The sequence below is a fragment of the Staphylococcus caeli genome (assembly GCF_051413795.1).
GTDB classification, from domain to species: Bacteria; Bacillota; Bacilli; order Staphylococcales; family Staphylococcaceae; genus Staphylococcus; species Staphylococcus caeli_A.
Genome location: NZ_JBOIRQ010000015.1, coordinates 27,211 through 40,351, shown reverse-complemented (window position 1 = coordinate 40,351; position 13,141 = coordinate 27,211). Strand labels below are relative to the sequence as shown.

The window sequence follows — 13,141 nt, the reverse complement described above, 5'->3', positions numbered from 1 at the left end:
TTTAGTGTATTATTTATATGACATTCTTATTACAAACGAGAACAATTCGCTTAATTCGATATTATGTTACAAAATTGATAAATCTTTCTAAACTATTACATTCTGTTAAAATCGCTTACGAGCTTAATTTTATCATATTTAAAGCATTACAATGTCCCATTTCAAAATTAATTCCTTGAACAAATGACTAGTTTCAAATTCCACAATACAGCTATGGACACACCCCTTTTTGTACAATATATATTTACATTTAATTCATAATCACTTTAATTAGATATCATTAAAAAGGGTAAGACTGTACATATATACTTTTATAAATGAGCACATATAATTTATAGAAAATGTGTAGTCATTTATAGTATGCGACACGTTTAATTTTCAGATTTTTCAAATATATATAACTACGGGGGTATTTTTTTGACAAAACAAGATCATACAAACGAAAAAGACTTACGCATCCGCAGTAAAGTTATTAGTGAAGGTGTGAGTCGTACACCTAATCGTGCTTACTTACGAGCGTTAGGATTTGAAGATGAAGACTTCCAAGAACCAATGATTGGCGTCGCAAGTACTTGGAGTGAAGTCACACCATGTAATATGCACATAGACGGCCTAGCACGCGCTTCTAAACAAGGTATTAGCGAAGCTGGTGGTTCGCCGCTCATTTTTAATACAATTACCGTTTCAGACGGTATATCTATGGGGACAGATGGTATGCGTTTCTCATTACCTAGTCGTGAAATTATCGCAGATTCTATTGAATCTGTCGTCAGTGCTGAAAATTTAGATGCACTTGTAGCTATAGGTGGTTGCGATAAAAACATGCCTGGATGTATGATTGGTATCGCGCGTTTGAATCTGCCAGCAGTTTTTGTTTATGGAGGTACTATATTGCCCGGGAAATTAGATGGCAAAGATCTCGATGCAGTATCTGCATTTGAAGGTGTCGGACAATATAATAATGGCGAAATAGATAAAGCGGCCTTACATAAAGTTGAATGTGCTGCTTGTCCAGGTGCTGGTGCTTGTGGAGGTATGTTTACTGCGAATACAATGTCTTCAGCTATCGAAGCGATGGGGATGAGTCTTCCAGGAAGTGCTTCACATCCAGCAGTTTCTACAAACAAATCCAAAGACAGTCGTGCTGCCGGCAAAGCAGTTTATAAACTTTTAGAACAAGGCATCTATCCAAAAGATATTATGACCAAAGAAGCATTTGAAAATGCGATAACAGTAGTGATGGCATTGGGTGGTTCAACGAATGCCATTTTACATCTGCTCGCTATTGCACATACCATTGATGTAGATTTAACGTTAGATGATTTTGAAAAAATTCGTAAACGTGTGCCACATATTGCAGATTTAAGACCAAGTGGTAAGTATGTAATGGCGCACCTTGATGAAGTTGGCGGTATCCCAGCCGTAATGAAATTATTACATGACAAAGGTTTGATTCACGGTGACTGCTTAACTGTTACAGGACAAACCGTTGCTGAAAATCTCGCTGACCAGCCAGATTTAACTGATAATAAAACTATTATAGATTTTGACAATCCAAAGCATGAAACTGGTCCATTGGTTATTTTAAAAGGAAACCTTGCTCCTGAAGGTGCTGTTGCAAAAATTTCAGGTCTTAGTGTTACCTACATTCATGGACCGGCACGTGTCTTTGATTCCGAATCCCAAGCTACTGCTGCTATTTTAAATGATTCTATCAAACCAGGAGATGTCGTTGTCATTCGTTATGCTGGTCCTAAAGGGGCACCAGGTATGCCGGAAATGTTATCTTCTTCATCTATCCTAGTCGGCAAAGGATTGGGCGAATCTGTCGCCCTTCTTACTGATGGTCGTTTCTCTGGAGGTTCACACGGCCTCGTAATCGGCCATGCCGCGCCAGAAGCACAAACAGGCGGTCCAATGGCTCTATTAAAAGAAAATGACATGATTAAGATTGACGCTCACGCACTCGAAATTAATGTAGATGTTGACGATGCAGAACTTGAACGTCGTCGCCAACAATGGGAAGCACCACCATTAAAAGCTACACGTGGCACATTAGCAAAATATGCAAAGCTGGTGTCATCCGCTGCCAAAGGTGCCATAACTGATTAATAACTTAAAAAAATAGCAAGTTTAAGAAGCATGATGTCAGATACGTGAAATGCGTAATTTGTCATCATGCTTTTTAAAATACAAAAATAATAGCATTCTAGACACTTTTGAATGCTAAATTGTCTTGTTTTATAATTTTTAACCAGTTACGAACAGTTTTTAACGACTTAAGAATTATCAAACACAATTGAGTACAATTATATTAAAGTGAAGGTAACAAAACAAAGCGAGGTGAATGACATGAGCGTAATCATCGATATCATCAAAAAAATCATCGGTTTATTCAAAAAATAATTTCTAATAATTATTTGAGGACTTGATATCTTGTATATCAGGTCCTATTTTTTGCTTCGATTATTTAACCACTCACTTTTTAATATCCCCATCTTAATTGCATCGAAATAGTGACCATTTACTTGACGCGCTTGTCTAATTCTTGCTTCTTCTTGCATACCAACTTTTGACGCTAACTTAATCATCCTCACATTTCCAGACCATGTAGAAATACCTAACCTATGAATAAAGTTATTATCAAATAAGTAATCTATCCAACATTGAAACACTTCACTACCAATGCCACTTTCCCAATAATCACTGTCGTAAATAACAATACCAATTTCTAGCCAATTTGTTTGCTTATCTACCCAATATGAACCAACTGTACCGATGAACTGCCCATCTATGATAATTGCCAATGTCCCTTCAACATTTGGATATATAAACCGATTTTGTTTCATTTCTTGCAAAAATGTTGGCTTATCCATTTCAGGCTCTTTGATATAGGGTCCATTCCATTTTTTAGCAGCTTGTACTGGCTCTTCATACTTCCAATAGTAGATTTTATTAATAAGTGACTCTGTTAGCACAACTAATTCACCTTTTGAAAATTGAATCATATGTCCACCTCTAGCTTGTTATATTTAGTTTATATAAAATCTATAGTAGTATTTAATTTTACAATATTCACTTAAAAACCCTGGGTATCAAAATAAATATTTTCTTTATAGTTATCAATAGCTCTTTTTACATATGGAATAACATTTAAAGGCAATGCATCAAGAGGAAACCATCTTAACTCATCACACTTATTTGGTTCCATATTAACAACGTTTCCTAGCCATTCAGTAGCTTCAAAGAAAAAATCTATTCTTTCATCATTAGATTTCCTATGCATAACACCAACAAAATTCAAACTATCAAATGGAATGTTCACGCCCCCTTCTTCTAAGGATTCTCTCTGAGCAGCTTCTAAGACACTTTCATTACCTTCTAGATGGCCAGCTAATACGCTATAATTCCCATCCTCATATCCCGTATCATATCTTCGAAGTAATAAGATATGATTATCCTTTATTAAAAAAATATGTACTGCCGTTACACATTTAAATCGTTCTTTATTCATATTTATCTTCCTTATTAATAATTTATTCCCTAAATGTTAACTTCATACATTTACTTATAAAAAAAACGGGAACTAAATCAAAATTTTGATTTCAAGTTCCCGTTCATGTAAATATCTTCAATTGATAGACTAACGCTTTTACAATATAAAATTATTGTAGATTTAGAAAAATAGTGATTTAATCACTCTGAAAAATGATCCTAATAAATCAAAGAAATCTCCAGTCATAATAGTAACCTCCTTCATATATATCTTTTACTTAAATTACTTATCAAATTGTTCATTACGTACTAAATCTTCAGCAATACCATGCCAAAATTGTTGCAGTTCTTCAGTTGGATGATTTGAATCTGTAGCATCTTGTCCAACAAAATCTACGTGATCCCAACCATGTCTAATTGGCGTCACTTGCCAGATACCTTTTTGCACTTGATCTGTAGCTTCAGTATAGGCCTGATTAAACGGATGTTGTGCTGAAATTGTTGAAATCAAACCATCGTTTTCACGCCACTCTTTTTCTGCCGCTTTACCAATCACGTTTCCTGTTACAGTGAATGGTAAAAACATGTTGATGTCTGATTTTTGTCTACCTAATAATGTCGGTCTCGTAGACTCACCAGTATACGTTTTATAAACGATATTAGGATTCAATGATGTGTTTTTATTCAATTTAGTCGCGCCTTCACGTGTTAAGTCATAGAAACCGTTATCTTGTGACTTCCATATTTTACTATTTTGAACACGTTGCACATATTTTGCATATGATTCGCCTTCTCTTTGTTTAAGCCCCCATTGTCCAAAACCAAAATCTATTTTAGAGTTTTTGTTACCTTTGAACTTAGCATAATCAAATGCTAATTGTCTTACTAGTGCTTCATTACCAAGTTTATCAGCAGCAATCGTGCCATTATGTGGCGTGCCCAATGTAGTAATAGAATTAATCATATTATCACTTTTACCTTGGTATAGTGGTGAAATTTCGCCACCATGTGCTTTTTGATATTCTATTTCTTCTTTATTACCATTACGCAATAATTCTTCTAGCTGTCTAACTGTTTGTCCACCCATACTATGAGCCACTAGATGTACTTTTTGACCTGGTTGCCAATCTTTATAAACACCTTCATATGTCTTACCATATCGATCATGTCCAGTTTTAGCAGCATGGGCTGCACCGTAATCTACTCTTCCACCTTTTATGTAGTAATATAGCTCTACCGCACGGTCATAGTTACTACTTAATGCACCGATACTTGCTTCATAAGCTTCGTAACCATTACTTTCTAAATCTTGGCGGATATCTAGCTTATCGCCACCCCAATAGTGGGAGAGCACTGCTGGGTTGTTATCATCTGTAAATCCGTTAAAACCATGCACTAAAATAATTGGGTCCTGATTTTTATATTGGCTTTGTTTGGCCTTTTTATTTGGCTGATCAGCTGTTCTTTCTGCCGTTTGCTTTGTTTGTTGATTTGGTGTTGCAACTGCATTTTCTTTTAGCGTTTTAAGTGTTTTTTCAGGGTTTTGTTTACGCTCTTTATCTGTTTTGGAGTTTGTATCTACAGTCTCATTTTTAAGTTTATCCAATGAGACAGTTGTTTTATCTTGTTTTTCTTCAGTCAATTTATTTTGTGCTGCTTGATTATACTCTGGATCTACCTCTGCTTTTTGTACTTTATCTTTCGCGTTATATTCTGGGTCTACCTCTGCTTTTTGTGCTTTGTCTTTCGCGTTATATTCTGGGTCTACCTCTGCTTTTTGCGCTTTGTCTTTCGCGTTATAACCTGGGTCTACCTCTGTTTTTTGCGCTTTGTCTTTCGCATTATAACCTGGGTCTATTTCTGCTTTTTGCGCTTTATCTTTCGCATTATAACCTGGGTCTACCTCTGTTTTTTGCGCTTTGTCTTTCTCATTATAACCTGGGTCTACCTCTGTTTTTTGCGCTTTATCTTTCGCATTATAACCTGGGTCTATTTCTGCTTTTTGCGCTTTATCTTTCTCATTATAACCTGGGTCTACCTCTACTTTTTGCGCTTTGTCTTTCGCGTTATAACCTGGGTCTATTTCTGCTTTTTGCGCTTTATCTTTCTCATTATAGCCTGGGTCTATTTCTGCTTTTTGCGCTTTGTCTTTCGCATTATAGCCTGGATCTATTTCTGCTTTTTGCGCTTTGTCTTTCTCATTATAGCCTGGGTCTACCTCAATAGCGCTGACATTCGTTTGAGATTTAACTGATTGTTCGTTATGTAAGCTTGCATTTGTCGCATTTTCCTCACCATTTGTCTGTGTATTATCATTTTTAACCGGTGTTGCTTGTTCATTCCCTAAATTTTCTTTTTGATTATCCCCCAATTGATTCCCATTCAATTGTTGTGTTGCTGCCTCTTGAGTATTACTTTCTTCTGCTGCTTGTGCTGATCCTGCACCTAAAAATAGTAATGAACCGATTAGAATTGAAGAAGCGCCGAAAGTAAATTTACGTATGCTGTACTTATTTTGTTTCTTTTCCATATTTCAACACCTCTAGTTTTATGATTTTTTTACACATCAAATTTTAAAAAATAATTAGATGAAAAGATTTACGAAAAAACGTGGTATCAATTCAAAAAACTTACCAATTAAAGCTTTCATACGACACAACCTCCTCTGTTTAAGAAAACGCTTACATTTCCTCGGAAAATTTTTATTTATCAAAAGATTAAACCCAAATATAAAAAGTACTTTCGTCTTCTAAAATTTAAAATCTTTTAATAAATAATTTAATTAGATTTTACTAAATAACTACTGCCATGTCAACAATCAAACGCAATTTAATTTTGTGCAATAAATAATACTCGCCGCTATATACGACGAGTATTATTAAATAAATTGAACAATAAAAATTAGTATAATAACGACAGGTAATACGAATTTCACAAGATAGTACCAAGGCATAAATAATTTAAACTTATCTTTACCAAAATGTGCCTTTAAATCATTCTTGTCTAATAATTGTCCTACCACTAAGGTCGTCCCCAGTGCACCTAACGGCATTAATATATTTGACACAAGAAAATCCATATTATCAAAAATAGTACCGGCTGCAAATTGAACACCACTCAAACTACTGAATGATAATGTTGCCGGTATACTAATAATAAAGACTAGTACACTCGCATAAAATGCAATTGGTTTACGCTTCGCATTGTCGTTTTTAGTAAAATTGGAAACATTTAACTCGAGTAACGAAATCGATGATGTAAGTGCCGCAAATAAAAACAGTATTAAAAAGATAAGATAAAACCCTTGTCCCATCGCCATTTGATCAAAAACTTGTGGTAACACTTTGAACAGCAAACCAGGTCCTTCGGTTGGTTTATAACCAAACGCAGCAATCGCAGGAAATATGGCTAAACCAGCTAATACTGACACTAAAATATTCATTGCCACAATAGACACTGCTGAAGTTTTAATAGTCATTTCCTTAGACGCATAACTCGCATACGTTATCATCCCTGTTGTTCCTAAAGACAATGTAAAGAATGACTGACCGAGGGCAAATAACACACCTTCCATGGATATATCTTCTAATCTTGGTTGCAAGATATATTTTAATCCTTCATAAGCGCCATCCAATGATAATGACTTAATAACAATGATAATTAGAAAAATGAACAGCAATGGCATCATAAATTTCGACGCTTTTTCCAAACCTTTTTCTACACCCATCATGACAATCACCATTGTTAATAATATGAACACACCTTGTCCAACGATGGTAAGCCACGGGTTACCAATAATCGTTTCAAATTGGATCGCACTTAATTTATCACTGCTAAAAGTTACTATTTGTAAAGCAACGTTAAAAATATAAATAATTATCCAGCCACCGATAACACTGTAAAAGCCGAATAATATAAAGACGGCCAAGTTACCGTTCCACCCGATAATATTTAGCCATTTCTTCTGAGTTAACTTCTCATAAATCTTTGTTGTATAGGTTCTGCCCATTTTCCCAACTGTAAATTCCATAATTAATAGTGGTAAACCCACAAATATCGTAAATACGAGGAACATTAACAAGAATGCGCCACCGCCGTTAACACCCGCCATATAAGGGAATTTCCACATAGCTCCAAGTCCGATTGCGGAGCCCGCACTTGCTAAAATAAACCCTGTTGATGATTTCCATTGTGATTGTTTATGCATTATTCTACATCCTTTATATATCAAACAACTTTATTACGTTAAAGCGTTTTAGTAACATAGCACCTACTATAACATTTTTCTGCACAGGTCTCAATCAATTTTTTCATATTATTACACTTATACACTGCTATAGTAGCCTTCCACAGTACTTGGCAGACTTTGAATTTTTAATGACTTTTCATCCATTTAATACTTCAAATATTAAAAATTGTCTGACATTTCATTGAATATCCATTACTTTTATGTTAAAGTAGAATGTGTTTTGTACAAGACAATCTCCTTAAAATTGAGGTAAATAAAAATGAATAAACTCATACTAATTTCTGGTCTAATGTTATTTTCATTTTTCTTTGGGGCGGGAAATTTAATATTTCCACCTATGTTAGGTTATACAGCTAAAGAAAATATGTGGGTTTCAATGACTGGCTTTGCAATAACTGGTATTTTATTACCATATCTAACTGTAATTGTCGTCGCCTATATGAACGGCGGTGTTGAAAGCATCGGTAAAAAAGTACATCCTATCTTCGGTACTATTTTCGCTATTTGTATCTATCTATCAATTGGTGCTTTATATGGTATTCCACGTGCAGCTAATGTTGCCTATGAAATAGGTACAAACCATATCTTACCGGTACATAATCATTTCACTCTAATTATTTTTTCACTAATCTTTTTCTTGATTGTTTATCTTATCGCTTTATATCCAAATCGAATTATAGACAATTTAGGAAAATATTTAACGCCGATACTCATCATTATCATCGCCGTCCTATGTATATTAGTGATTATAAATCCGGAAGGCTCGATTGGCCAAGCAACCGGTGAATACGCTAAGACCCCACTCGTATCAGGTATCTTAGAAGGCTATTTTACAATGGATTTAGTAGCTGCTTTAGCATTCTCTGTCGTTATCGTACAAATGTTTAAAATGAACGGGGTTAACGACCAACAAACACTTGTGAAAAACGTAATTAAATCCGGATTAATTTCTGCAGTGTTATTATTAATCATCTATTTTGCACTTGCTTATGTCGGTGCAACGACAAGCCACGCAGGATTCAAAGATGGCACAGCTATCTTAACGTTTAATTCTTTACGCGTATTTGGTTCTATTGGAAACTTGTTATTTGGTATTATCGTTATCCTTGCTTGTTTAACAACTTGCATTGGCTTAGTTAACGCTTGTGCTGCCTTTGCAATGAAAAAGTTACCACGTATTTCTTACAAAAAATTCGTTCTACTTTTCTCATTATTAGGGTTCATAGTTTCAACGTTAGGCTTAGAACTTATTTTACAAATAGCAGTACCCTTACTAACATTCATTTATCCTACATCTATCGTGCTCGTACTCATTTCGTTAGTTAGTATCTTTATACCGTTTGAAATGAAACTTGCATTTATATTACCGACTATCGTGACACTGATTATTTCGGTATTACAAATATTTAATGACTTTAAGTTGTTCCAACCATTAACTGCTTTATATCAAACATTGCCATTAGCTGATATTCAATTGAGCTGGATTGTTCCGTTCATTATTTTACTGATTGTTGGCTTAATCATTGATTATTTCCTGGAAAATAAAACCATACACACAAACTAATGTTTAATTTGCTATGATAGTTATAAGAAACAGAAACTTTTTCAAAGAATGGGGTTATTATATGGAAGCTTTTAAATCATTTCTGGATTCAATCGATAATGAAACACATAAAGAAAAAATGGAGTCTCTACTAAATTGGGTGGCAAAAACTTTTCCAAACCTTGAAACAACAGTAAAGTGGAATCAACCGATGTTCACCGATCATGGCACGTTCATCATTGCTTTTAGCAAAGCGAAAGCACATTTTTCAGTAGCACCTGAAGCGAAAGCATTAAATCAATTCACATCACAAATTGAAGCTGCTGGCTATTCACAAACTAACAATTTATTTCGAGTAAAATGGACTCAAGAGATAGATTTTTCTCTATTAGAAGCCATTATTCAGTATAATATTGAAGATAAATCAGAATGCACAACGTTCTGGCGTACTTAAAACAACTTAATTAGTCTATATTTCGCAAATAAAAAACTTTCGTTCACCTTTAACATAGATGAGCGAAAGTTTTTTATTATATCTATTTGTAAATAAATGCAATTATACTCGCTATTAAAAATATAATTGCGAACACAAAATACATGTACCCAATTTTATTAGACTGCTTATTAAAAGTAACAAAACCTAGTACTAACATTGTTGCGGATAATACAAGCGTCGAAACACCATTATGCACTTCTACTATATTAAAAATAAAAAATACATTCACAATGAGTAATACCAACGAAGTGACTAAAAAAACTTTATCTAGTGTATCCCACTTTCGTTTTTGTGATTTTATTTTTACTATCTGCTCCATTCCATATTATCTTTGGCTGATAATGTCGTTAATAATCTTCAAAAAATGCAATAATATCTTGTTCAACTTCTTCATGACCTGCACCATGCGTCATCAAATGTTTAGACTGGTCGTAACCTTTAATGTCTTTGTCATCATGTTGAATATGGTCGAAGATATAGTGCGCACTCGTTTCATAAGATGCGTCATCCTGTTTTCCAAATTTCACAGCAATAGGTGCCGTAATTTGTTCAAGTTGAGACATAACATTATCTACTAATAATTGGAATTTATCGAGTTCAGTACTATAATTTTTTATTTTCTCAAGTTGTGCCACCACATCTGACTGCGCTAATCCGATTAAGCTTCCCATGCGTTCCCCATAATCTTTAAGTCTACCTGCAAGACCTGCATCGCTTTTTCGATAAGGTGTAGACATAATGGCGACTGAATTTACATGCTTAGTCTCAGCTAATTTCAGCGATAAAATGCCCCCTAAAGAAACACCACAAACACTGATATCGGAATATCCTTTATCTTTTAAGAATTGATAACCTGCTGTCGCATCAGCTAACCAGTCATCAACATCATAAGACATTAATTCATCAAGCATGAGTCCATGCCCTTTATATGCCGGCACATAACATGTAAATCCAGCTTTATTTAACTTAGTTGCCAATAATTTCACATCTCGCACAGTTCCAGTAAATGAATGCAGTAATAATATAGCTTTTTCTGCATGTTCATGCTCTAAAAATATCGGATTCGGTGCTTTTACATTTATCATCATCAGTCACTCCATTATTTATTATCCGCTATTTATTGTAATAGAAAATCATTCACGCTACAAAATATTGATTCTAGAATAATTTCCCACTAAAAAACTCTCTTAGCTAGATTCACATTTATCGTCCTAACTAAGAAAGTATATTGAAATAAAAATCGGAAAATATGATTATTTTTGACTAAAGAACTGCAATTCATAAATAGATTCATCATTATAAACATTGAAACTGTCAATAATACCGTTTAAATAAAGTACTTGCGTCTTTCTACTTACGTTGTGCTTATATGATATTTTCACATTTAAATCTGATTGATAGCCATTATTCTTGATTGTCTTTTCAATTTCGCTAAAAACATCTCTATTAATTGGCAACAAGTAGCCTTCATTACTCGGTAAAATATTGATATATTTTTCTTGTAACACATTCTGATTACCAATGTATATTTCAATTTTTATATTTTTAGCCGATCCACCACCTAAATTGTATAACTTTAAGTAGTCTTGTTCTGAATCACTATCAATACCGACATTTTTCAATTGTAGTTCATCATTGTTACGCTTAATCAATATTTGATTAAAATCCAGCGCTGGCAAGAAACCTATTTTCATTTGGTATAACTGTATACTTACCGAAACAAAATAAAATAATGCCATCACAAATGTCCCTATGGAACCTATGGCAGATATAATATTAATCATCTTTGCAACCTCCATTTCTATATTGTGAAATCGGAAAATATGATTATATATTTAAAATTCAAAAATTAAATAATTTTAAATCTCAAATATTCCTCATTGCCCTGTCTACCCGATTCACATAAATCTATGCTTATTTATTTTTCAATAATCAAATCAATATATTACTCATCTTCAACATAGCGCGTATCACTTGCAGTATATTTAATTTAATAATTAAACCACTTATATTTATTTAAAATGGATACTTCTTTTTGAAAATAAAAGAGAAGCATGCGACAATGAACAGTACTATGTTTTATAAAAGGAGCGTTTACCATGACTGAAATTTGTTTTATTCGACACGGAGAGACCGACTGGAATACTTTGGGCAGACTACAAGGACGTACAAATATAGCATTAAATGACAATGGAATCCAACAAGCTGAAGCATGCGCTCACTTTTTGAAAAATTCCAAATGGGATTTAATTATTACAAGCCCTTTAGCAAGAGCTCATAAAACTGCAGAAATCGTACAGCAAAAATTAGATATCCCACTCATCAAAATGGACACATTTATCGAAATTGGATTTGGGGCAGCAGAAGGTTTAACTGTCGATGAACGTATGTCTCTTTATCCAGATAAAGTGTATCCTGATGGCGAAACTGATCAAGCTGTCACTCAACGCTTTCTCAACGGACTCTTGGATGTAACACAACAGTATACAAATCAGCGCATTCTCATTGTATCTCATGGTGCTTTTATAAAGTCTATATTCCGTTATTATTCAAATGGAGCAATAGGTAACAGCCTAAGTAAAATAGCAAATGGTAGTTTCAGTACGCTCAAACTTGAAAACAATCAATTTAAAGTGTTGAATTACAACGAAACACCACACCTACCTTCATAGTTATTCGAAAAATTAAAGCGGGAGTGAGAAAGAAATCAAATTTTCTATTAAAGCTTTCTTAGTCCCACCCCGTAATAGCTAACTGAATTGAAAAAACGAGTCTGAAACATCTATTTATGTCCCAGACTCGCTCTTTACGATATATAATCAGTTTCTTCGTTTTGGATACACCACTCCAAAGCATTACGTTCTAATTGCTTCACATAAGCATCTTTACCGTCACAGTAACCTTCTATATCATTTGGAAATTTTTGAGCTAAACTCGCTTTTAATACGCCATATTCACGTGCAGTATTTACGTGTGCTTTCAAATAATCTCTCACTGCCAAATGGCGTACTATTTCATGTTGTGCCTCTTCTTGAAAAATATGCACATGATGTGTACGAGGATCTTCTCCTTTTTTAAAAAAACGTCTTCCTTTGACCCATTTTCACCTAATGATTTGTAACCTAAGTTAGCCATCGCTTCATTATATTGATCAATAGCATGAACATCTTTCACAACTGGTAATATATCAATAATTGGTTTCGCTGTTAATCCTGGAACAGAAGTACTACCAATGTGATGAACTTCTATGATTTCTTCACCCAATATAGCACGAATATTATCCGCCTCTATTTCAAATAGTTCTGGCCATTCAGGTTGGTACGATTGAACTTCAATTTTCATCATTTGCACATCCACT

The 13,141-nt window shown here is 34.2% G+C and carries 10 protein-coding genes and 1 pseudogene; 4 read left to right on the top strand and 7 right to left on the bottom strand.

Annotated elements, in window-relative coordinates; all coding sequences use genetic code 11:
- Positions 1-417: 417 nt before the first annotated feature.
- Entirely contained in the window at positions 418-2,112 is a 1,695-nt protein-coding gene (ilvD, locus tag ACSULM_RS08820; protein ID WP_436862191.1) for a dihydroxy-acid dehydratase, read from the top strand.
- A 338-nt stretch (positions 2,113-2,450) separates the two neighbouring features.
- Here ilvD and ACSULM_RS08815 read toward each other — a convergent pair whose 3' ends face one another.
- The 4 genes from ACSULM_RS08815 to ACSULM_RS08800 all read right to left on the bottom strand — a co-directional run bounded on the left by ACSULM_RS08815 (position 2,451) and on the right by ACSULM_RS08800 (position 7,705).
- Positions 2,451-3,008 carry a GNAT family N-acetyltransferase gene (locus tag ACSULM_RS08815; RefSeq protein WP_436862189.1) on the bottom strand — a complete coding sequence of 186 codons (558 nt, stop codon included), beginning with the start codon at positions 3,006-3,008 and terminating at the stop codon, positions 2,451-2,453.
- A 71-nt stretch (positions 3,009-3,079) separates the two neighbouring features.
- Positions 3,080-3,514: an NUDIX hydrolase gene (locus ACSULM_RS08810; RefSeq protein ID WP_436862187.1), complete on the bottom strand. Its 435-nt coding sequence runs from the start codon at positions 3,512-3,514 to the stop codon at positions 3,080-3,082.
- Between the two features lie 264 nt (positions 3,515-3,778).
- Complete coding sequence (lip, locus tag ACSULM_RS08805) at positions 3,779-6,025, bottom strand: YSIRK-targeted triacylglycerol lipase (RefSeq protein ID WP_436862186.1); 2,247 nt, start codon at positions 6,023-6,025, stop codon at positions 3,779-3,781.
- Positions 6,026-6,373: 348 nt separating this feature from the next.
- The gene (locus ACSULM_RS08800) at positions 6,374-7,705 is read right to left on the bottom strand and encodes a sodium-dependent transporter (RefSeq protein WP_436862213.1); all 1,332 of its coding nucleotides are present in this window, start codon (positions 7,703-7,705) and stop codon (positions 6,374-6,376) included.
- A 298-nt stretch (positions 7,706-8,003) separates the two neighbouring features.
- Here ACSULM_RS08800 and brnQ point away from each other — a divergent pair, with 298 nt between their 5' ends.
- Complete coding sequence (brnQ, locus tag ACSULM_RS08795) at positions 8,004-9,308, top strand: branched-chain amino acid transport system II carrier protein (RefSeq protein WP_436862185.1); 1,305 nt, start codon at positions 8,004-8,006, stop codon at positions 9,306-9,308.
- Positions 9,309-9,369: 61 nt separating this feature from the next.
- Entirely contained in the window at positions 9,370-9,741 is a 372-nt protein-coding gene (locus tag ACSULM_RS08790; protein WP_436862183.1) for an iron chaperone, read from the top strand.
- 389 nt (positions 9,742-10,130) lie between these two features.
- Here the strand turns inward: ACSULM_RS08790 and ACSULM_RS08785 are convergent, their stop codons facing one another.
- Positions 10,131-10,868 (bottom strand): alpha/beta hydrolase, encoded by a 738-nt coding sequence (locus ACSULM_RS08785; protein WP_436862182.1) that lies wholly within the window; start codon positions 10,866-10,868, stop codon positions 10,131-10,133.
- A gap of 168 nt (positions 10,869-11,036) precedes the next feature.
- A complete protein-coding gene (locus tag ACSULM_RS08780; RefSeq protein WP_436862181.1) occupies positions 11,037-11,567 on the bottom strand; it encodes a hypothetical protein in 531 nt (176 codons plus the stop codon).
- 315 nt (positions 11,568-11,882) lie between these two features.
- Here ACSULM_RS08780 and ACSULM_RS08775 point away from each other — a divergent pair, with 315 nt between their 5' ends.
- Entirely contained in the window at positions 11,883-12,455 is a 573-nt protein-coding gene (locus ACSULM_RS08775) for a histidine phosphatase family protein (protein WP_436862179.1), read from the top strand.
- A gap of 134 nt (positions 12,456-12,589) precedes the next feature.
- Here ACSULM_RS08775 and ACSULM_RS08770 read toward each other — a convergent pair.
- Positions 12,590-13,125 (bottom strand): annotated as a pseudogene (locus tag ACSULM_RS08770) (GrpB family protein).
- Positions 13,126-13,141: the final 16 nt, after the last annotated feature.

Bases quoted from the DNA above. Each gene is read 5' to 3' on its own strand.
- ACSULM_RS08815 (WP_436862189.1), bottom strand. From the start codon at position 3,008: ATGATTCAATTTTCAAAAGGTGAATTAGTTGTGCTAACAGAGTCACTT.
- ACSULM_RS08810 (WP_436862187.1), bottom strand. From the start codon at position 3,514: ATGAATAAAGAACGATTTAAATGTGTAACGGCAGTACATATTTTTTTA.
- lip (WP_436862186.1), bottom strand. From the start codon at position 6,025: ATGGAAAAGAAACAAAATAAGTACAGCATACGTAAATTTACTTTCGGC.
- brnQ (WP_436862185.1), top strand. From the start codon at position 8,004: ATGAATAAACTCATACTAATTTCTGGTCTAATGTTATTTTCATTTTTC.
- ACSULM_RS08790 (WP_436862183.1), top strand. From the start codon at position 9,370: ATGGAAGCTTTTAAATCATTTCTGGATTCAATCGATAATGAAACACAT.
- ACSULM_RS08785 (WP_436862182.1), bottom strand. From the start codon at position 10,868: ATGATAAATGTAAAAGCACCGAATCCGATATTTTTAGAGCATGAACAT.
- ACSULM_RS08780 (WP_436862181.1), bottom strand. From the start codon at position 11,567: ATGATTAATATTATATCTGCCATAGGTTCCATAGGGACATTTGTGATG.
- ACSULM_RS08775 (WP_436862179.1), top strand. From the start codon at position 11,883: ATGACTGAAATTTGTTTTATTCGACACGGAGAGACCGACTGGAATACT.